This is a genomic window from Paenibacillus sp. IHB B 3415 (assembly GCF_000802655.2).
Classification (GTDB): domain Bacteria; phylum Bacillota; class Bacilli; order Paenibacillales; family Paenibacillaceae; genus Paenibacillus_AQ; species Paenibacillus_AQ phytohabitans.
The window spans coordinates 1-20,704 of sequence record NZ_JUEI01000007.1 but is presented as its reverse complement, the minus strand read 5'-3'; the positions used below and the strand labels follow the sequence as shown (position 1 = coordinate 20,704).

20 protein-coding genes and 1 pseudogene are annotated in these 20,704 nt (G+C 40.8%); 20 read left to right on the top strand and 1 reads right to left on the bottom strand.

All coding sequences use genetic code 11. The features are described 5' to 3' along the window. Nucleotides 1–13: 13 nt before the first annotated feature. The 12 genes from QW71_RS04145 (at nucleotide 14) to QW71_RS04090 (ending at nucleotide 12,559) form a co-directional block, all read left to right on the top strand. Nucleotides 14–865: a MurR/RpiR family transcriptional regulator gene (locus QW71_RS04145; protein WP_152679693.1), complete on the top strand. Its 852-nt coding sequence runs from the start codon at nucleotides 14–16 to the stop codon at nucleotides 863–865. A gap of 197 nt (nucleotides 866–1,062) precedes the next feature. Then, a complete protein-coding gene (locus QW71_RS04140; RefSeq protein WP_039293705.1) occupies nucleotides 1,063–3,639 on the top strand; it encodes a glycosyl hydrolase in 2,577 nt (858 codons plus the stop codon). Between the two features lie 676 nt (nucleotides 3,640–4,315). Further along, on the top strand, nucleotides 4,316–4,534 hold the full coding sequence (locus tag QW71_RS41205; protein ID WP_039293702.1) for a hypothetical protein: 219 nt from the start codon (nucleotides 4,316–4,318) through the stop codon (nucleotides 4,532–4,534). 859 nt (nucleotides 4,535–5,393) lie between these two features. Next, nucleotides 5,394–5,543 (top strand): hypothetical protein, encoded by a 150-nt coding sequence (locus QW71_RS39715; protein ID WP_152679697.1) that lies wholly within the window; start codon nucleotides 5,394–5,396, stop codon nucleotides 5,541–5,543. 346 nt (nucleotides 5,544–5,889) lie between these two features. After that, nucleotides 5,890–6,585 (top strand): hypothetical protein, encoded by a 696-nt coding sequence (locus QW71_RS04125; RefSeq protein WP_039293696.1) that lies wholly within the window; start codon nucleotides 5,890–5,892, stop codon nucleotides 6,583–6,585. Between the two features lie 204 nt (nucleotides 6,586–6,789). Next, nucleotides 6,790–7,770: a MerR family transcriptional regulator gene (locus tag QW71_RS04120; protein ID WP_235441393.1), complete on the top strand. Its 981-nt coding sequence runs from the start codon at nucleotides 6,790–6,792 to the stop codon at nucleotides 7,768–7,770. 15 nt (nucleotides 7,771–7,785) lie between these two features. Continuing rightward, nucleotides 7,786–8,247, top strand: a complete 462-nt coding sequence (locus tag QW71_RS04115) for a GNAT family N-acetyltransferase (RefSeq protein ID WP_039293694.1) — start codon at nucleotides 7,786–7,788, stop codon at nucleotides 8,245–8,247. Nucleotides 8,248–8,555: 308 nt separating this feature from the next. Next, a complete protein-coding gene (locus tag QW71_RS04110; protein ID WP_039293689.1) occupies nucleotides 8,556–9,083 on the top strand; it encodes a hypothetical protein in 528 nt (175 codons plus the stop codon). 91 nt (nucleotides 9,084–9,174) lie between these two features. Next, on the top strand, nucleotides 9,175–9,330 hold the full coding sequence (locus QW71_RS39710; RefSeq protein ID WP_235441385.1) for an NUDIX domain-containing protein: 156 nt from the start codon (nucleotides 9,175–9,177) through the stop codon (nucleotides 9,328–9,330). Nucleotides 9,331–10,005: 675 nt separating this feature from the next. Further along, nucleotides 10,006–10,668 carry a response regulator transcription factor gene (locus tag QW71_RS04100; protein ID WP_039293686.1) on the top strand — a complete coding sequence of 221 codons (663 nt, stop codon included), beginning with the start codon at nucleotides 10,006–10,008 and terminating at the stop codon, nucleotides 10,666–10,668. After that, the gene (locus QW71_RS04095) at nucleotides 10,668–12,002 is read left to right on the top strand and encodes a HAMP domain-containing sensor histidine kinase (protein WP_039293684.1); all 1,335 of its coding nucleotides are present in this window, start codon (nucleotides 10,668–10,670) and stop codon (nucleotides 12,000–12,002) included. The genes QW71_RS04100 and QW71_RS04095 overlap by 1 nt, the downstream gene beginning before the upstream one ends. 23 nt (nucleotides 12,003–12,025) lie before the next feature. After that, nucleotides 12,026–12,559 (top strand): VanZ family protein, encoded by a 534-nt coding sequence (locus tag QW71_RS04090; RefSeq protein ID WP_039293681.1) that lies wholly within the window; start codon nucleotides 12,026–12,028, stop codon nucleotides 12,557–12,559. 298 nt (nucleotides 12,560–12,857) lie between these two features. Here the strand turns inward: QW71_RS04090 and QW71_RS04085 are convergent, their stop codons facing one another. Further along, entirely contained in the window at nucleotides 12,858–13,082 is a 225-nt protein-coding gene (locus tag QW71_RS04085) for a helix-turn-helix domain-containing protein (protein ID WP_039293678.1), read from the bottom strand. 123 nt (nucleotides 13,083–13,205) lie between these two features. On the opposite strand from QW71_RS04085, the gene QW71_RS04080 reads away from it, so the two are divergent. From QW71_RS04080 to QW71_RS37745, 8 genes and pseudogenes are all read left to right on the top strand, one after another. Continuing rightward, entirely contained in the window at nucleotides 13,206–13,478 is a 273-nt protein-coding gene (locus QW71_RS04080) for a DUF6809 family protein (RefSeq protein ID WP_235441384.1), read from the top strand. Between the two features lie 47 nt (nucleotides 13,479–13,525). Beyond that, a pseudogene (locus QW71_RS42170) lies at nucleotides 13,526–13,660 on the top strand (DUF255 domain-containing protein). A gap of 174 nt (nucleotides 13,661–13,834) precedes the next feature. Further along, nucleotides 13,835–15,643 (top strand): copper amine oxidase N-terminal domain-containing protein, encoded by a 1,809-nt coding sequence (locus QW71_RS04075; protein WP_039293672.1) that lies wholly within the window; start codon nucleotides 13,835–13,837, stop codon nucleotides 15,641–15,643. A gap of 391 nt (nucleotides 15,644–16,034) precedes the next feature. Then, nucleotides 16,035–17,027, top strand: a complete 993-nt coding sequence (locus tag QW71_RS04070; protein WP_039293669.1) for a hypothetical protein — start codon at nucleotides 16,035–16,037, stop codon at nucleotides 17,025–17,027. A gap of 13 nt (nucleotides 17,028–17,040) precedes the next feature. Further along, nucleotides 17,041–17,301, top strand: coding sequence for a helix-turn-helix domain-containing protein (locus QW71_RS04065; protein WP_039293668.1), 261 nt, complete (start codon nucleotides 17,041–17,043; stop codon nucleotides 17,299–17,301). A 28-nt stretch (nucleotides 17,302–17,329) separates the two neighbouring features. Continuing rightward, on the top strand, nucleotides 17,330–18,019 hold the full coding sequence (locus QW71_RS04060; protein ID WP_152679692.1) for a hypothetical protein: 690 nt from the start codon (nucleotides 17,330–17,332) through the stop codon (nucleotides 18,017–18,019). 92 nt (nucleotides 18,020–18,111) lie between these two features. Continuing rightward, nucleotides 18,112–19,200: a DUF1648 domain-containing protein gene (locus QW71_RS38475; protein ID WP_039293663.1), complete on the top strand. Its 1,089-nt coding sequence runs from the start codon at nucleotides 18,112–18,114 to the stop codon at nucleotides 19,198–19,200. Between the two features lie 221 nt (nucleotides 19,201–19,421). Continuing rightward, nucleotides 19,422–20,423, top strand: a complete 1,002-nt coding sequence (locus QW71_RS37745) for a toll/interleukin-1 receptor domain-containing protein (RefSeq protein WP_052769883.1) — start codon at nucleotides 19,422–19,424, stop codon at nucleotides 20,421–20,423. Nucleotides 20,424–20,704 lie beyond the last annotated feature (281 nt).

Below are 20,704 nucleotides of genomic sequence, written 5' to 3'. Positions count from 1 at the left end.
AGGAGCTTGGAACTTGGTAGCAGGAAGTATGATTTCCCAAATTGAACTGGTATTAAATGAACTGCCGGAATCAGAAAAAAAAGTAGCTGAGTACATTCTTGCCAATGCTAAAGAAGTGATGCATATGACCATACATGAGTTAGCAGCCAAAGCGGAGGCAAGCAGTGCGGCGGTTGTCCGTTTTTGCCGGTCTGTGGGCATCGAGGGTTTCCCCGCTCTGAAGATCCGTTTATCCGCTGAAGTAGAGAACACGAATTATGTGGGCTACTTTGATGTTGAATCCAATGAAACGGTGCATTCTATCATTGATAAAATGCTGTCCAATACCATATTGACCTTTCAGAATACGGCCAGTCAACTGGACGCGCAATCGATCGAGCAGGCCGTGAGTCTGTTACAACAGGCTGAGGTTATTTATGTTTATGGGATAGGCGCCTCTTTTATCATTGCAGAGGATGCAGCACAGAAATGGCTTCGGCTCGGCAAAAATGTATATGCTATTTCAGACCGTCATTTATTGGCAGCAGCCATGGCTACGAAATCAGAAAACGCCGTCTTCTGGGGGATTTCGTATAGCGGTGAAACGAGAGAGGTCATTCAATTAACAAAACGGGCCAAGGAGCAGGGGATCAAAACGATCAGCCTTACCCGTCCCGGAAATAACAAGCTTGCCCAGCTCGCGGATGTTTCTCTATTTACATCACGTGCGCCGGAAGCAAAGCTTCGCAGTGCAGCAACAAGCTCGAGATTCGCCCAGTTATTTGTGCTCGATATTGTCTTTAGCGTATATGCCTCTGCCCAGCATGATTTAACGGTGGAGCAGCTGGCGAAGACAAGGCAAATGATTGAAGTCTTGTATGATTAATGTTGAACCTCTCTATAGGAACTCCTGCTAATCTATTAGCGGGAGTTTTTTAGTGCGCCTGCATCAGGGTACATTATTTTCAATATTCAACGATTTACAAAATATGGAATGTATGTTATCTTTGCTATGAAAGCGCATCCAAGACTTGATAGATTGATCAAGTATTTACCATTTTATCATGGGGAGGAAAGGTGGAAATGAAAAATTTGCTCAAGAAGGCTAGCGCAATTCTGCTGGCATTTACTCTGCTGCTTGGAGTGATGACAGCGCCGCCCGTTCATGCAGACAACGCACTTTTCACAATTGAAAGCGAAAATGCTCAGCTCACCTCCGATCTTCAAGTGACGACCCAAATTTACGGACAACCTAAGCCCGGCTACACCGGGAGCGGTTTTGTCTGGATGCAGAATTCAGGCACCATTACCTTCAATGTGACGGTCCCGGAAACTGGCATGTACACGATCTCTACCCGTTATATGCAGGAGCTTAGCGCAGACGGCCGGCTTCAATCGTTGAACGTTAACGGCGTTACGAAAGGTTCGTATATGCTGCCTTACACGACCACGTGGTCGGATTTCGATTTTGGCTATCACAAGCTGAATCAGGGCAGTAACACCATTCAGCTGAAGGCGGGCTGGGGCTTCGCTTACTTTGACAGCTTCACTGTGGATGTTGCCGATCTGGACCCCCTGGATGTGCAGCCTGTCCTCAGTGATACTCAAGCTACCCCGGAAACTCAGCTGCTGATGAATTATTTGACAGAGGTGTACGGAAATCATATGCTCTCCGGCCAGCAGGAGATTTACGGGGGAGGCAATGATGGGAATTCCGAGCTGGAGTTCGACTGGATACACAATTTAACCGGCAAGTATCCGGCCATCCGCGGGTTCGATCTGATGAACTACAATCCGCTGTACGGCTGGGAGGACGGCACAACTGCCCGGATGATCGATTGGGTGAATAACCGGGGCGGGATCGCGACCAACAGCTGGCATCTCACAGTTCCCCGGGATTTCACTGCCTATCAGCTGGGGGAATTTGTGGATTGGAAGGAAGCCACCTATAAGCCGACGGAAACTAATTTTAATACAGCCAATGCAGTCATTCCCGGGACGAAAGAGTATCAATACGTACAGCTGGCTATAGCGGATTTGGCGGAGCAGCTGCAGATTCTGCAGGATAACAACGTGCCGGTTATTTTCAGACCCTATCATGAAGCAGAGGGTAACGGCGGATTGAACGGGCAAGGCGCGTGGTTCTGGTGGGCATCGGCAGGCGCAGAGGTATATAAGCAGCTGTGGGATCAGCTCTATACCGAGCTTACAGAAACCTACGACCTGCACAACCTGATCTGGACGTATAACAGCTATGTGTACAGCACTTCTCCCGCCTGGTATCCCGGTGACGATCAGGTGGATATTGTCGGCTACGATAAATACAATACCGTCTACAACCGCTATGACGGTTTGTCCGGCGTACCCAATGAGGATGCGATTACCTCGATTTTCTATCAGCTGGTGGATCTAACCGGCGGCAAGAAAATGGTAGCCATGACCGAGAACGACACCGTCCCAAGCGTACAGAATCTGACCGAGGAGAAGTCGGGCTGGCTCTATTTCCTGCCGTGGTATGGGGAGCATCTCATGAGTTCTGCCTTTAATTATCCGGCCACACTGACCACGTTGTATCAGAGCAATTATGTGATTACGCTGGATGAGTTGCCTGATTTAAGTGTCAATAATCCAAACCCAAGTGCATCCATTACACCTGCAAGTATCGAATTTAACAAGTATGCAGCGGCTCAGAGCGACAAAGCCATAACCGTGGATGCTAACGGCAATACGTTAACTGCCCTTCGGGCAGGGGGCAATGCCTTGACCGCGACGCAGGATTATACTGTAAGCGGAAATACGCTGCTGCTGAAAAAGTCATTCCTGGCAACGCTCCCGGTTGGCGAGCATTCGATTGTCTTTGATTTCAATCAGGGACAAGATCCCGTATTGAAAGTTACAATTGTCGATACCACACCGAGTGCATCTATTGCACCTGTGAGCGCGGCCTTTGATAAAGCAACGGCCCAAGCGCAGGATATTTCCGTAGCCCTTACCTTAAACGGACATCAGCTTGCAAACCTGACGAATGGAAGCAACACGCTTGTATCGGGCCAGGATTATACGGCATCAGGCGCAACGATTGTCTTGAAGAAATCCTATCTCTCTACGCTGCCGCTCGGCCAGAATGTAATCACCTTCCATTTTAACGGAGGAAATAACGCTGTGCTTACGGTAAATGTAGCAGATAGCAGTGTTCCGCTACCAACGGGCGGCTTGGCAATTCAGGCTTTTAACGGCAACACGAGTGCCTCCACCAACGGGATTTCTGCCAAGTTCAAAGTCGTCAATACCGGCAATTCGGCGGTTCAGCTCAGTAATGTGAAGCTCCGGTATTACTATACAATTGACGGCGAGAAAGACCAGAGCTTCTGGATCGACTGGTCCAGTGCCGGAAGCGCGAATGTCACCAGCAAATTCATCAAGCTGGCAACCCCGGTTACCGGTGCCGATTATGCGCTGGAAATTGGCTTCACAAGTTCGGCTGGAACGCTAAACCCCGGCCAGAGCGTAGAAATCCAGACCCGCTTCTCCAAAACCGACTGGTCCAATTACAATCAGTCTAACGATTACTCGTTCAAGGCATCCGCCAGTCAATTTGTTAACAATGAGCAGGTGACCGGATATATGAATGACCAGCTGGTGTGGGGGATTGAGCCTTAACACTGGTTAGGCAAAAGGGCTGGACTGGGGGATACCCTGGTCCAGCCATTTTTGTGCACACGGATGCATATAATATAATCAGGCGGTGAAGTTATGAGACTCAAGCATGATCCGGATAAATGCAAGATACTGATTGAAGACAATATTGATATTGAATTTTTCAGAGCTTAAAAATTTCATTGTCGATACCTTCGAAGAGACAGCGGATAATATGAAAGCACTCATGAATTTGCTATAGCAGGGTGCTTTTCATTTTATTATAAATATGCATTTGTGTGCACGAGAACACGAAAGGGATTTTTATTTTGGAACAATCAATTAGAAAATGGTGGGTGCTAGTCACAGTTAGTTTAGCCGTATTTATGGCCATGCTGGATATTACAATTGTGAATGTAGCCTTGCCGGAGATTCAGAAGAATTGGTATTATAGCGATCCTATTTGGCCTGTTCTTCATTAATGAAAGTGACCGAACCGGAATGAGAAAATTGATAGTTTAGGGTTTATATTTAGTACTGCAATGATATTCACCATGGTATTTACGCTCATTCAAAAAGAAATACATGAAAGTTATTCGTGGATATACTGGCATTAATTGGGTTTAATGGGGTTATCGTTCATTTTATTCATTGCTTTCATTATCATGGAAAGAACAGTTAAACAACTCATGATCGAGTTATGGTTTTCAGAAGATGGTCCTTTAACGCTGCCAACATTGCGGCTTTTGTTCTAGGAGCGGGACTGTATGCCTTCAAAAATCAAATGCTGGAAGTTTTCCATAAAGCCGGAGCTTTTGCCGGCTCGCAGATCTTTGATGGCAAGCTGAAGGATTCAAATAAATGCCGGCTTTTGCAGACATTAAGCATATTGTTTTTAGTGCTTTCAATGCTGGAATGAAAGACGTGAGCTTGTTCATTGCCATCTTTTTGCTTATTGGGGCATTTGCGAGTGCTGTTTTGATAAGAAGAACAGGAAAACGGAGTAATAATAACCTTATGACTTGTTCTTGATGGTAAATCGCCAAGCGCGATAACAGCCTGTTTTCTTAACAATTTGGATATAGTTTTCAGATGTTAATTCACTCTTACTTTGGCGGGATGTTGACGGAATTTATTTTTGCTTAATGAGCGAGTAAAAATAAAGCAGTAGTGATATCAATGACACACTTGTTAGAGTTTTAATTATCACAGGAACACTCGATATTTTAACATCGAATATTCCCAAGTATAAAAAACCTACTACGCCGGAGTCATAGGTAGCTGAGATTAATAACAAAATTGCTAATATCAAAGGTAAAATAGTAGTTAACAAAGAAATATTTTTAATTATTTCCTTCCGTTCATCCTTGATAATGAAAATTATCGAAAATAAAAGAAAAATCAAGATGAATAAGAAAAACATTAAACCACCTCTTCAGGATATTAATTTTGAAAGTCTTTGGAAAAATGAATAATCACTTTAATGAAACAGAGTGAAAAAGAAAAGCTCCACTCTGTTTCTATTTGTAAATATCTTACTTGGAAGTATATGAAAAGTACATACTTTTAGTTTGTGCTCCAAATGCTAAATAATTTTGTGAATTAAATACATCATATGACCATCTTATGTTTAGATTCTTTGTTGTATTAGTATCATAATGACCTACTGCAAAAATTGTATCTCTGTTATGAGGCGATAAATCTTTTTTACCTCATCTAAAATGTCATGAAGATATTGGGCAAGAACAGGTCCTTCTCGGAAGTGCAATTATTGGTTAATCGGGAGCATTTGGTTATATAATGAACACCACCGCGTGGATGATGGATTTGAAGTCCATGTGCTTTTTGCAGGGGAAGGAATGCCTGAACTTATTATCCGATGTAAGGATATTGTGGTTGAGGAGTTGGTTCTCAGCAAAGAAACTTGAGCGAGTAATTGATTTTAGATACACAAAGAATTGAATTTAAAGAGGATATATTACAATTGAGATGCAAATATAAACAGAGTGACTCAAGCTCGTTGCATTCAGCGTTATCTTTTATCCAAGGCTATAAAATAGGAGCTTTAATGATGATCGATGTATTTAGTGACAAAGATTCTGTTTACGAAGGTCTATAGTACGTTAGTAATGGAAACCGGGGTGAAAATAAAGCTTCGGTTTTTTTGTTGGAAAAAAATCACATGGGGGAAGTTCTTTTGGAAGGGCAGAGGGGGATATTGTCGAATATTAAAAAGATTAATGGGAAGCAAATCGGTCAGGGAGTGTGCCAATAGTGAACAAAAAGTTTATAGTGTCTAGTTTTCTTATCATGTTTTCAGTGGTATGTCTATCCATTACGGTCTATGCAGCCACTGCAGCATACTCTTTAAGGGTAAACGGGGCTGCCATTAAAGGGGAAGCTAAAGTCATTGATGGAGTGACCTATGTACCTTTGCGTACAGTTATTGAAGGGATGGGAGGGTCATATCATGTCATGCCTGAGTCGAATACAATTAGTATTTTGAGAAGAGATATAAGTATGTACGGCGGGTACAATGAGTCCAATCCATTAATTTTTGGTTCAAAAGCATATTTCGAAATGAATGAAAATTTTGATAAATTCATTGGTTCAGTCTCTATCGAAGAAGCGAATACGGGAAAGGATGTTTTGAAAAACCTTGAGGAGAAAAAAGGAACTGCTCCAAGCGGTTATACCTATGTTCTTGTAAAAGTGAACCTTGAAATCTTAGCATCTGAAAAACCTGGGGCATCGCTATCAATAAATAATTATAGGTTTGAGTATATTGACGGGGTAACTTTAAAGAGAACCCCTTCTTTTATGTTCTCCAAATATTCTCCCAGCGTATCCGAAGGAAAGCCTTTCCACGGTTGGGTTGGATTCTTAATTCCTGAAGGTTATCCATCTGGGATGATAGTTTTATCAAGTCCAGATGACCGGCAGAATGCTCTATGGATGAAAGTAGAGTAACATCGTAATACTTGAAGATAATTACATAAGCTTCCAGTACCTAATTTGACGAAAGATTATATTATCTGCACGCTAATATAATCGGTTTTTCGTGCGTTTTTTAAACGGTTTTTATTGGTTTCTCTCTTGACTCTAACGTCGCGTAAACCTGTATATTTACTCTCAGAAGGAGGGATAGTCATCGAACTGCAAACCATCAGTCAGGTGTCAAAGCACTTTTCAGTCTCCACCCGTACCCTTAGGTATTACGAGCAAATCGGGTTGATTACTCCTGCGAAAAAGGAAGATTCCGCATACCGCGCATACGATCCCGAAGCCATCACACGTCTGCGTCAGATTATCGTTCTGCGTAAACTGCGGATTCCGCTCAAACAGATTGCCGAAATTCTGCAAAGCGCGGAAGCGCGTGTTGCAATCGAAGCTTTTGAGCGTAACCTTGCGGATATTGAGGACGAGATCACCGCGCTCTCCACCATTCGCAGTGTCATCAAAGCCTTTGTCGAATATCTGAATCTCAGAGGTGCGAAATTCGCGCTGCCTGACGACGCAAGTTTACTGGAGGTTGTGGATTCCTTGACTGTCTCGAAAATCAACTTCAAGGAGGAAAAGTCAATGGAAGAATTAAACAAGGCAAATGAAAATTTAAACAAGTTGGCGGACAAAGATGTGCGGATTGTCTATCTGCCGCCCATGACTGTGGCTGCTGCTTATGCAACGGGAGAAGGCTGCGAAGGCAAAGCGCTGGATATGATCACGCAATTTGTAACAGAAAGCGGATTGCTAACAATTAAACCCGACGCCCGGAGTTTTGGTTTTGACTGCTCTAAGGGGGCAGCAGGAATCGGAGAACCCTCCCATGTATATGAGGTGTGGGTATCCATTCCGGACGAGACAGAGGTTCCCTCGCCTTTAGTCAAACGAACGTTTGACGGCGGGTTATATGCCGCACATGTGCTCAGGGCATGGGACTTTGAGGACTGGCGTTTATTAAAAGAATGGGTTAACGCAAGCAATAAATATGATAATGATTGGGATTCTCCGCGCTGGACATCGCCGGAAACGGTTGCGGGGCAAGGATTTGAAGAAACGTTGAATTTTTATAATTACGTACAAAAAGGCGGAAAAATGGACGATTTACAGCTTGATTTATTGTTTCCGATTAAGGAGACATCATTTGGCGGTTAACCAAGGAGGGTGAAAGTGAAGGTTTTTGTCGAAAAAGCTAATATCGATGATGCTGAACTTTTAGCTAAAATTCAGAGAGACAGTTTTGATGATGAGTCGAGAACGTATAACAATAATGAGCCAGGTGGTCCTGAGGGATACGATTCTATAGATTCACAAATTGAATTTATGAAACAGGCTCATTACTATAAAATTTTAAAGGCTAATGAAATTGTTGGTGGTGTGATAGTTTATGTGATTGATAGCTTAGTATACAATTTGGGCAGAATTTATATTGACCCAAGTCATCAAAACCAGGGGATTGGTCACCAAGTTATGAAGCTTATAGAAGCTAAATACCCTGAGGTGCAGAAATGGTGGTTGGATACGCCAAACTGGAGTATAAGTAATCATTATTTTTATGAAAAAAATGGTTATGTCAAAATCAAAGAAGAACATGGTTTATTCATTTACGAGAAGTGTATGCCTGGTAATTAATAAAATTGAAAGCGTATTATATGGGCGGTTATAATTGGTGTGTACTTGACCTGCATAACTATACGGCTTTGATTATAACCGCAGATATTATAGAACAACGCGCCAGTGAATTCCACTCGGTATTTCCTCTTACGTACGATAGACCTTCAAGCCCCCATATTATCTGTGTAAACCTCCCAATCCCTGAGTACCTACTCCATATATATCTGCGTACATGTAACAAAAGCTGAATTCATTTCGTTATATTCAATGAGTAATGGTTCCCATTTAGAGAGCAGATTCGAGAAATCAATGGAGGAGGGGACGCTTTGGTTAAAATTGTCTTAACATTAATGACGCTTCTATTCAGCTTGACTGGCTGTTCTGCTTCACAAAATGTCAAAATATCAGACCAAAATGGAATAGCGGCAAAAGATTATTTGAAATCTAAGGGTTACAAGGTCTCTTCGAATGAAGGCTCCAGTGAAGTCTACACCTTAACAAAAGAAAAGTTAATGAATTTACCATATTCCAATTACTGGGGGCTGCAAACCGAAGATCCCAGTGTTTATCTGGACAAAGAGGTTAACGTACAGAAGTTCATAGTAACAAACCATCCATTGGATAACTGGAAATCCACAAGCGCCAAACCGGAGAATATTGTTAAATCTAAAGGGAAAACCGCAATTTGGATCTATGTCGTTGATAACCAGGCAGTAGGCGGACATTCTTATCCAGTAATCGATCAGGCCATGGATGGCGGCGTATGGTCATTAGATGGAAGAACATTAGAAGAAGTGCATTCTATGAGTTATAAAGCTTGGTTAGAGCAATGGGAAGCAAAGTTTGGCAGCTAATGATTTATTGAGAATCGTAACGATTTTACTTGCCGTGGGTGAGATGTTCGTGTGAGTCAAACCCATCCGGTATTATTGTGGATGGGGCCTAGTGCTATTGGCTGTTCGAAAAATAGGTGTCACATATCTAAGAAAGGGTGGGTTCGAACTTCCCGGGGGGAGAATTGAACCCTTTGAGTCATTGATCCAAGCACTGATCAGAGAGGTTAAAGAAGAGACTGGATTAGATGTATACGAAATAGATTGAAATGAGACAAGAATTGATACCATAGGGATTAATCCGGAATTTGAGGTGGAATGCCTTAAACCATTCGCAGCGTATCAAACGGTTAAAGGTCCGGTCGATTCCGTCGGGTATTATTTTAGACGTAAGGCAAAGGGCACACCCCTGGAAGCGGGTGACGAAACAGCAGATATCCAATGGATTAATATTAAGGAATTAAATAAATTATATATAGCGAATCCACTAGATTTCTCTGATGTTGATCGGGCGGGGATTAAGTATTACCTGAAGTATAGTGAGTAGAGGAAATGAAGCATGGAAGCCATTGCTCTGAAATTATTTTTTCTTTCCGGGATAGCGCTTAGGATTATCTGTCTGCCCTAGAATGCAACGTACTGACTAACGTGGAAAGCGGTTGCTTCGATAGCTGTTTTTTATTTGTTAAACGGGCAGGTTACATAAATGAATACACTTTCCTTGAATCCATCCAAATTACCAAGCTCTTTTGAAGTAACGTTCTTCAGGAGTTACAATTCTAAATCCCATGGCGACTTTCCCCACCCATTTGGGTAAAATACTACTAAGCTTTATTACCAACGTCTTCCATCACTGCGAGATTCCTGAAATCCGAACGAAATAATCTTAGGACTACAGGGAAAATACAGATTGCCACTTTATCCTTTCTGTGGAGGAATGATTATGGCCATTCAAATTCTGCTTGTCGAGGACGATGAGCATATCTGCCATACAGTCAAAGCCTTTTTATCCGATGCCGGATATAAGGTCGATGCCTGTCTGGACGGCGACGAAGCGCATACCAAGTTTTATGAAAACCCCTATCAGCTTGTCATTCTCGATATCATGCTGCCGGGATTGAGCGGGCATGAGCTTTTGCAGGAGTTCCGCAAGATTAACAATACCCCTATTCTGATGATGACCGCGCTTTCCGATGATGAGAATCAGATCAAGGCGTTTGACTCGGAAGCGGATGACTATGTGACAAAGCCGTTCAAGATTCAGCTTTTGCTGAAACGTGTGGAAGCCCTGCTCCGGCGAAGCGGCGCGTTGGCAAAGGAAGTCCGTTATGGCAAGCTGACGCTCCTGCCGGAAGATTTCAAAGTTACATATAACGGCGAGGAAATTGTTTTGACTCTCAAAGAATTTGAAATCCTTATGTTATTGCTTCAGAACAGGGGTAGAACGCTGTCTCATGAAATTATCCTATCCCGCGTTTGGGGCTATGATTTTGACGGAGACGGTAGTACAGTACATACCCACATCAAGAATCTGCGGGCGAAACTGCCGGAAAACATCATCAAAACGGTACGGGGGGTGGGCTACCGATTGGAGGAAGAATCCTGATGAAAAATCGCGGGATTTTTATTAAGGTATTTACTTATACAATAATCTCAATATTGTTGCTCGTCGGCGTGACGGCGGCTCTATTTTCGCAACAGTTTATGTCATTCTACAGAACGGTACAAGCTCGGCAAATCGTAGCTTCCTATCAGCCTTTGGTGGAACGGATTCAAAAAAACCATAACTACGACATTGCTGTATTGGCGTGGCGCTTTCACGAGAACAACCAATCTTATGAGTTCTATATTGTGGATAAAGACGGCGGATCGATATACGCTACGCCGAATGCCGACACCACGGACCGTTTTGACGGCGATTTTTTATATGTTGTGCATAACGATAGGGACTTTTCCATTATTGCTCAAAATAAGACGGGTTTAGGATCGTTTTATCGTGATTTAATCATTCGGGCAATCGGCGTGTTTGCCATAATGCTTGCGCTCTGTCTCGTCTGCGCTTTTGTCTTTGCGCGGCAGATGACCAAACCGATTAAACGCCTTGCGGACAGCGCTGGGAGAATGACCCATCTCGAAGAAGTTCCACCACCGCTCGAGCGTAAAGATGAACTAGGCACATTAGCCCGCGACGTTTATTCTATGTACGTCAAGCTGAAGGAAACCATCACCAATTTAGAGGGCGAAATCCTGCGTGAGCGTGAATTAGAGGAAACACAGCGATATTTCTTCTCTGCGGCTTCCCATGAGTTAAAAACGCCTATCGCGGCGGCGAGTATCTTGTTGGAGGGGATGCTGGAAAATATAGGCGATTACAAAGACCACCCTAAATATTTGCGCGAATGTATGAAGATGATGGACGCGCAAGACAAGATCATTTCCGAGATACTGGAGATTGTCAACTTGAGCAACGGGAAAATCGTGCCCATTCCTGGAAAACTGGATGTCAGGCATACTGTTTTCGAAATACTGCTTGACTTTCAGGTATTGACTGAGGCAAACGGCCAACGTATTGTTATGGATATTACTGACGGGCAAACCTGTGTTTCCGATCCCAAAATGCTCCAAAAGGCGCTTTCCAACATTCTATTGAATGCGGTGCAGAATACGCCCAATGGCGGCGAGATTCGGATATGGAGCGAGCCTGTGGCTGAACAATATTGCCTTTGCGTACTAAACACGGGAGCGAGGATTGACGATGCGGTATTACCGAAGCTATATGACCCTTTCTACCGGGTGGATCAGGCGCGGAGCCGGAAAAGCGGGCGGAGCGGCTTGGGGTTGACCATCGTGCAGAAAACGCTGGAAGCCATGAACATGGACTTCACTTTGGAAAACACCGTGGACGGTGTTCTGTTCAGGATGAACTTGCCGAAGGCGTAAGTAGCCATAAGGAGAACAAGGAAATGAAACTGCAAAAGCAAAACACGCTTACAATCACGTTGTTCATAGTATATATACTGCTGTTGACAGGAATTATCCTCTTCAAACTCCCCTTTTATTCTGACAAAATATCAAACGGGATACGAGTCATTAGCCTGATTCCGCTTCAGGGGTCTTTCGATGAAAATGGATGTATACTCTTGGATGAAATTATTTATAATATCCTTCTTTTTATTCCGCTCGGCATCTATATCCGCATGTTGAAAAGTGAATGGCCTTTTAGGAAAAAAGTTCTTCCGGTTATCGCTTTGACCTTATCGTTTGAAGTTATACAATTCATTTTTGCAATGGGAATAACGGATGTAACCGACATACTTGGCAATACGCTTGGAGGGATAATCGGCATCGGTATGGGTGCCATATTATTCAAGATTCTCAAAAACAGGACCGTTAAGATTATGAATATATTTGTTTTGGCAGTAACTGTTTGTGTGGTATTGCGTTTCGTCCAGTTGTTTTATCTCAGCCATTTTGTCATGAGGACTCTATATCGCTGATGTAGGCATCCATACTTATCACTGGCAGGCAAACCGCATTGAAGGTTTGAGTTGCCTTTTTCACTTAGCCTTCCTACTCATTATTAAATTGGAGTTCCTGTTTAGTATTAGCGGGAGCTTTTTTGCATTTTAGGCAATGGATAGAATATCACAATATGGTGGTTGTGGACATAGAGAGGATAGACTGATCACTGTAGAATGCGATTTTCACAATCGGTCAGGCATTCAGAATGAAACGGTGGCGTTAACGGGAAACAAGCTCATGTGGTTCGTCACACGTGCTTGTTTTTGCTGCGGATTATTCTTTTTTACCAGGATTACGCTTGGTGTTGTCTGTCTGACCTAGAATATAGTCGATGCTTACTTTATGGAAATTGGCTAGAGTAATTAAAACGGCGCTCGGGACATCCAAATTTCCATTCTCATAGCGGGAATAAGTGGCTTGTGTGATATGTAAAAGCACAGCCATTTGTTGTTGCGTCAGGTCTTTGTCTTCGCGTAAGTCACGGATTCTCTTATACAATGCTCATCACCCAAGCCAAGTTTACTTTATGCGAAAATTGCATATTTATATTTATGCGGTTTTCGCATAAAATTTATACATGGAAAGATTGTTAATCTGCGAAGGGAGGCCTAATGAATCATTTTGGAGGATTTTTATTATGGAAGGTTGTGCCCGAATGAGTTAGTTAAGCCGAGTGATCCGGAATTCCAGAAAATTAATCAGAAAATCACCGAATCCTTACGAATGCTCAAAGAGCAATTTTCCGAAGAGGAATTTGAGCAAGTTGAAAAGCTGATCGATTTACAAAGCGATTCGAACTCTTTGCAATCAGCAATATCGTTTATCCAAGGCTACAGAATGGGGGCATTAATGATGATTGAGGTGTTAAACGGAGACAGCGGATCTCTGAAATGAAAGTGAATAATAATCGTGGCAGAACCGGGGCGGGATTAGATACGGCCTTGCAGGAATTGTTTTTACCCAATAAATTAGCCAAGGAAAAGTCGCCGTATCTGCTGCAACACGTGCATAACACCCGGTGACCTGGTTCTCTTGGTCGGCAAGAAGCTTTTGAGATCGCCCAGCGCGACAACTAGCCGGTCTTCTTATCTATTGAGTATAGCTAGTTGTTGATTCACACGTACCTGTCATTGGTGTCGAGTCGGGCAAGGAACATTATTTCATAATAATTAAGGATGTTAAAAAGAGGGGATTGTTTTAAAGTCCCGAATAGATAAAGTGATAAGATACATTTTGAAGGGACGATAGTTATGAGAAAAGGAATAGGATTTCTTATTTTTTGTATGATATTTATTAGTTTTTCAGAGGTGGGAATTTCAGAAGCCAGTCCAAAATCAAAATATTTAACCAAAGAACAGAGTATCGTACCCCCAGTAACATTTTATGATAGTTATGGAAAGAAAGAAAACACATCGTTGAATTTTCTGACCAACGGTACATACGAATGGAAATGGACGATTCGCAGTGCAAACCATTTTAGCTTTGATAAATATTCGAACAATATGGTTTATTATCAGGACTATAATGACATTTATACAGCAATTGATGGAGAGGGAAAGAGAAACTGGATGTTCTTTGATGAACGAGCAAATGTGTCTCGGACTGCGGATGGTACGCTTATTTCTACATTTTATGATCAAACAAGTACCCTTCAGATTATTGATGAAGAATCAAAAACGATTACGGAACATGGATCTTTGAAAATATACAATTCCGATGAAACCGTTCGGGCAACACTAACCTTTGTTAAACCTAATAGTCCTTTCTCAGATATTTATTGGTTGGATAATAACGGGAATTTAATTGTATTGGAACAAACAGGAATAGTTTCTTACAATAAAAAGGGACAGAAAAATTGGACTTATCAAACAGACATTTTGGTTTCGCAGGATCGTCTTTTAGGCACAACAACAAATGTGGACAATATTTATTTTTCTGATTTAAACGGATATCTCTTTGTTGAGATAGGCAATAAGAAGATTTTATTGGATGATCAAGGAAAATCGGTAAAAATCGAGGGAGAAGCGGTGGAGTTACCAAGCACTTTCACGAATTACGATTTTTCTGATACATGGAAAGGCGGTTCCTATGAAGCTGGTGAAGGTGCAGTTCTCATCGCAAGGGATTTATCGAAGAAAATAAAATGGAATTATAAATTAAGAAAATATGGACCACCTGAAAATATTGTCACGAATTCTAAAGGACATGTGTTTTTTTCGGATAGCAACGGTAATATTTATGGATTAGACGAGATGGGAAATGAGATGTTCTGTTTGTTACGAAATAATTCAGAGATTACCCTTACTGAATTACTTGTGAACAATGAGGATGACTTAATCGGAATTACAGATAATATCGGTATGTTCAAAATAGGTCTGCGAAAAGCTTCAATGCGTATTCATGGAGAATTATTCAAACTCCCTTATTCGCCTATTGTGAAAAGTGGAGTTGTATTGGTACCCTATCGCGATTTACTTGAAAGATTGGGCTTTAAAGTGGTAGAGAACAAGAAAACACATGAAATCATAGCGGAAATGGCAAGTAAGGAAATTCGATTTAAGCCAGGGGATACTACTATATATCTTAATGGTAAACAGCGAAAACTTGCAGTTGGAGCAGAGAGTCACAGTGGAACCATTTATATTCCCCTTCAAATCGTTGCAGAAGTATCAGGGTTGGCAATGGAATGGGACCCAAGTATAAAAGAAGCTCGATTAGGCACAACATCTAGTCTTTCTCAAAACGCAGTTGAACGATTTTTGCTTCAAATTGAACAGGGAGATGAGATTAAGATAAAAAATTCCTTAGTTCCAAGCAATAGTTTGAATTTGAAAGTTACAAAACTTCTTGGAACTCACCAAAGTTTTAAACAAATATATGATGTTAAATCCATCTCTGTTAAAGCCGTCGGTAAAGATGAAATGATTGTGGAAACTGTACAACGAAATCAACAATATTTTCAAGAAAATCAAGCCATAATGGATAAAGAAATAACAAATCATTTTACAATTAAGCGGATGAAAGACGGACAATGGAAGATCAGCGCTTTCGATTTATAGGTTGATGTCAATATAGCCCGATACCCTGTGTAAGGATTCGTTGTATTTGTTCGGCGTTTGAGTAGTAAGATTTGATATAAACTCATGTCATATAGACATGGGTTTTCTTTTGCTAGTGGGTGACAACAGACCATACCATACCCAATAGATTAGCCAAGGAGCATATAAATGGTACTTGAACCTGTGGAATTTTCCGTGGGGCATTTGTTGTGTTTAAATACTTTTTCGATTGAACGAAGCGTGGAATAACACCCTTGACAATATTTTGAAAATGGGTACTGTAAGCGGTAAGTCATAAGTAGTAAGTAGTAAGTAAAACGATTTCAAAAGGTTCTTCATACACACGAATTAAGAACCGGCTTATCTAAATCATGGGTAGGGGTGGATGGCTATGATGGATTTGAAATTAGCACAAAGCTTTGCGCTGATCGCATTAAATGCACAGAGTAGTCTTTACATGACTAATGCGAAGAAAGTGTCTTTACGTTCTATGGCTGCTGCGGTTATTTTGGAGGCCTACTTAGAGGGATGTTTTACACAAACTGATAACGAGCTAACTTTCCGCAAAGAAGTTCTTGAAAAGTCCAGTTCAACGCTATACAGAGAAACTGTTCTATTACCCTTGCTCCATAATCATGCTGAGGTACAAGGCGATCTGGAATGGTGGCTGAAAAAAGCTTCCATGCTGCCTAACAAAAAATTAAAGAAGTTTGAAATCGCGATATCAGATTATCTAAAGGCAATGAATGTGTTGGAAGAAATCCCGAGTCTGTTAGGGAGCGACATGTATTTCGATTCAGCGGGTGTTGAAATGAAAGTCTATCACAGCCATAATGGGGTTTATACAAGCATTACAGAGAACCTTCGGGCAGAAATTCTGGAAGTGGGAACGGTAACGGATGAGATCATTTGCATGCTGTGGCAGCTTCGCGAAAGCGGATGTATGCATGATTTCTTCTCACGGAATGAACTGGAGAAGATCAATACCACAATGCACGATCTATACCGTAGTAACTTATGGGCAAAGTCATTGTTTCGGATCCAAATCCATCATGGAATTGAGTTAGGGGTCAAACAGTTCCTGCAAATGAAGTCGACGTTTGTGAAGACATATGCGGGCAGCAGTATCAATTTTTTCTTCCCTTTCCTTGAGCGGTCACAAGCTGTCTTTGTAGAGACAGAGGCTTGGTTCGATAATTCTAATAAAAGGCTAAACTCGGTCCTTACAAGGCTAAAGTCCTATGGACATGAAGTTAAGGTGATTGAGGGAGGATCAATTGCGACCATCCAAATAGATAATTTGTTATACGATGCGATGCCGCATTTTGTGATGATGAAAGTACCGATTCAAGGTGTGCGTCTTGTTCCGAAGCGCCCACTGTAAAGGAGTTGTATCCATGTCCAGGCAACGTTCCATGGAGGCGTTACTGGCCTCAGAGCATGTGTCTATAGGTGAATTGGTAAGAATTACAGGTTCCCGTTATAGCACATTGAAACATTACACCGAAGAAGGTATGCTGCCCTTTGAACAGGCTGAAGAGAATTTAACACGCAGATATAGAAGAGAGGAAACCGTCGCACGCATTATTTGGATAAAAGAGCTGAAAGCGAACGGTTTATCTATCCCGCAAATTAAAGAAGCTATAGATGTTTTATAATGTTAAGAAATTGAAGGTGGCTTATATAATGAAGGTTAAGATTCTATTTGTATTATTGACAATTTCATTAGCAATAAATGCTGTGATATTTTATGGATTATCTAAATATGATTTAGTTGAGAAAGGAAGTACTCAATTACCTAAAACAAGTATGGCAGCAGATTCATTGAAATTAACAGAAAATAAAGTTGACATAGAAGCAAAAGTAAAATCTGGTTACGGATATATCTATAGTTTAACGGATGATCAAATCATGAAGGCGATCAATGAAGGGGAAAAAGATAGTGCTTATTTTGGTGAAGACTTCAAATTACCCTTATTATCATCGACCAGCAATGATAGTACATTTGATTACATGGATATATTTATTAACACACCTTACAGATTTGTGGCAATCTATTCAAGTAATCAATACGCGAAGTATGATAGGACGTCATCACTAGAAGAAGTTTCGAGCATTATCAACTATGATCATATTTCATTTTCTGCTTATTTGATGAGTGGATGGGCTAAGATGTTAGCCATCGAATTGAAACAGGATGGTGAAATAATAGAGTCATATAAGACTGAAAATAATGAGGATGGAGATATTAAGAGTGTCTATTTCGCAGTAAATGATATAGATTTTCGAGAACCAGCTTCTTTAAAAATATTTGAAAAGAGTAATCCTGAAAAATATTCTGAGTATAAGATCTCTTTTGAGGATTATGTAAGATAATATTATATCTTGTTTGCGTGAATCAATTCATAAAACACCTGCTAATAAATATTGGTGGGGGGTTTTTTGTTTTATAGGAGGAGGCGAATGATATGACGATAATGCCTGTTATAGTAATGATCTTTGTATTTGTACCTGCCATCGTACTCATGGTAAGCATGCCTTATGTAACAAGAGAGACGATTAGTTTTGGTGTCACCATCAGTGCTGAACAATTCCACAGTGAGCCTCTGCGCCAGATGCGGATGTCATATGCTAGGATTAGTGCTACCTTACACACCATCCTATTCATTGTTTGTATCATCTGCCTAATGTACGGTGATGAACATTTCAAGCAACAAAGTTGGATCATTATCATTTATTCACTCGCCATGATCGTAATCTCCCTAGTAATAAACATTAGCTATCATTTCAAAATGAAAAGTTTACTACCTATGCTACCTATTGCTCCGGAACCATCGATCATGGCAGTGGACACTGGATTTCGAAAAAGAAACATTGGCTTGTCTAGTTATTGGTTCCTCATTCATGTTTTGATTATTGTTGTTAGTATTGTAACTGTGCTACGCCACTACGATCTGATTCCAGATCAGATTCCGATCCATTTCAACAGCAGTTGGGACGTAGACCGCTATGCAGCTAAATCGTATAGTTTTGTGTTTATGCCTGCGATAATACAAGTGTTCATAACACTTTTGTTCATATTTGAGAATTGGAGTATTCGCAGAGTGAAGCAGCAGGTTCAACCCACTGATCCTAACCGTTCCATCAGACAAGACGTAACCTTCCGCCGTGCTTGGTCATATTTTATGATTACAGCAAGCTTCTTATTAGTTATCCTGTTCTCGGTCGTGCAACTAAGCATGATATCTCTGCTTAACACCAATTTCGCTATCCCCGTTATCCTAATCATAATAGCCTTTATCATCCTATACGCCTTCGCCTTATCGTTCTGGGCGGGTCAGAGCGAAAGCCGCTTGGAGCGATCTGCCGAAAGCGCCAATGTCAGACCTGTCCATGATGATGATAAATGGCGATTAGGTATGATTTATTTCAATCGCAAAGATCCAAACCTAATCGTCGAGAAAAGGTTCGGAGTCGGCTGGGGATTAAATTTCGGTCACCCCGTCGTCTGGCTGATTTGTGTCGGAATTATTGTATTGTTGGTTGTGGTGCGGTAAGAAGGGTAAGGCTTTTCAATGCTGGATTGATTGTTAAGGATAAGAAAACTGACTACTATGATTATCTAGTGTTATACAGCTATGCAAATGACGACAACCTGCAACTTACTAATCTGTCCAAAGGTGAAGCAGGGAATATTATCTTTGTAATAAAAAAGGACAAACCCAACCATTACGCATTAGGTAAAACGCTGAAGGATATGGTGGTGATTTATTAAATTATGAAATCAAAAGAAGTAATACACAATTTGTTGATGATTCTAAAAGGAAATAATATCCGAATAACAAAGCAATGTTTAAGAGTGTTTCAGCAAGCAGAAGAAATGTGTGAAAAATATGATGTATCTATTTTTCATAAGGACTTATTTGCTTTTTTATTAATTGAGTCTGAAAAAATTAGAAATATTATTGATAAGTACGGTGGGAATTCTTTCGAATCTATTGAATTTTTAATGGGAAATCTTAATATAAAAGCTAGAAAGGAGGGTGGTTTTAGATATTTTTATGGAGATGATGGATATTCTTTAGATGAAAATAATAATGATGAAAGAAGCTATTTATTAATAGAGTGTTTCAGGGTAATGCAAGATAGAAAGAGTGTATTACTAGATGATGAGGTTCTATTAACCGCGTTAATAAATTGTCATGACAAAGAGTCTCCACCTTTTGATAATGCTTCATGGAATGATCAAAGATTTCATTTCGGTTATAATACTCTTTCTCATTTAATTGGAACTTATTTTGAGGGATTATGGGTAAAGCACGATTTAATTAAATGGGAATTTGTTCATGGAAATTTAAAGAAGTATCATCTTGTTATATCTTTTGCTGGCGAAGATAGGAGAATTGCGAAAGAAATCGCAACTCGAGTTACTCAAGCTGGATATACAGTTTTTTACGATGAATTTGAAAAAGACAAATTGTGGGGAAAGGATTTGTATAGCTATTTATCAGAGCTATATAAAGACAAAGGAGAGTATTGTTTAATGATTATCTCGGAGCATTACTCAAGAAAGTTTTGGACCAAGCATGAAAGGCTTGCTGCTCAAGCTAGGGCATTTAAAGAAAATAGAGAATACATTCTGCCATTAATTTTGGATGACACTGAGATACCAGGGATTTTGCCAACGGTTGGTTATCTTGATTTGAGAGAAAATTGTATCGAAGAAATTATTGATATTTTAATTAAAAAATTAAGAGGCATAAATGAAGAACTCATTTGAAGATAACAACTGGTATACTCTTGGCGCTTGAAGTTGGTAGAATGTGTGTAAGCTCGTAGTTAATCCGTTTTGCATATATTAAGGAATACCAGATGACCATAAGGATCACCTTTATAATCAATAAAATGGGAAACCCCTTATTGGAATAGGGAGGAACCAATGCATCAGATTGAAGTGATGGCTCTAACGTAAAACAAGCTCATGTGATTCGCCACTGAGCTTGTTTTTGTGCTTGTATAGGAAATTATACAATGCAAAAAAATGTGGATAACTCCGATGAA

Coding starts and splice junctions, on each gene's coding strand:
- QW71_RS04140 (WP_039293705.1), top strand. CDS start 1,063: ATGAAAAATTTGCTCAAGAAGGCTAGCGCAATTCTGCTGGCATTTACT.
- QW71_RS41205 (WP_039293702.1), top strand. CDS start 4,316: ATGGTTTTCAGAAGATGGTCCTTTAACGCTGCCAACATTGCGGCTTTT.
- QW71_RS04100 (WP_039293686.1), top strand. CDS start 10,006: ATGGCCATTCAAATTCTGCTTGTCGAGGACGATGAGCATATCTGCCAT.
- QW71_RS04095 (WP_039293684.1), top strand. CDS start 10,668: ATGAAAAATCGCGGGATTTTTATTAAGGTATTTACTTATACAATAATC.
- QW71_RS04090 (WP_039293681.1), top strand. CDS start 12,026: ATGAAACTGCAAAAGCAAAACACGCTTACAATCACGTTGTTCATAGTA.
- QW71_RS04075 (WP_039293672.1), top strand. CDS start 13,835: ATGAGAAAAGGAATAGGATTTCTTATTTTTTGTATGATATTTATTAGT.
- QW71_RS04070 (WP_039293669.1), top strand. CDS start 16,035: ATGATGGATTTGAAATTAGCACAAAGCTTTGCGCTGATCGCATTAAAT.
- QW71_RS04065 (WP_039293668.1), top strand. CDS start 17,041: ATGTCCAGGCAACGTTCCATGGAGGCGTTACTGGCCTCAGAGCATGTG.
- QW71_RS04060 (WP_152679692.1), top strand. CDS start 17,330: ATGAAGGTTAAGATTCTATTTGTATTATTGACAATTTCATTAGCAATA.
- QW71_RS38475 (WP_039293663.1), top strand. CDS start 18,112: ATGACGATAATGCCTGTTATAGTAATGATCTTTGTATTTGTACCTGCC.
- QW71_RS37745 (WP_052769883.1), top strand. CDS start 19,422: ATGAAATCAAAAGAAGTAATACACAATTTGTTGATGATTCTAAAAGGA.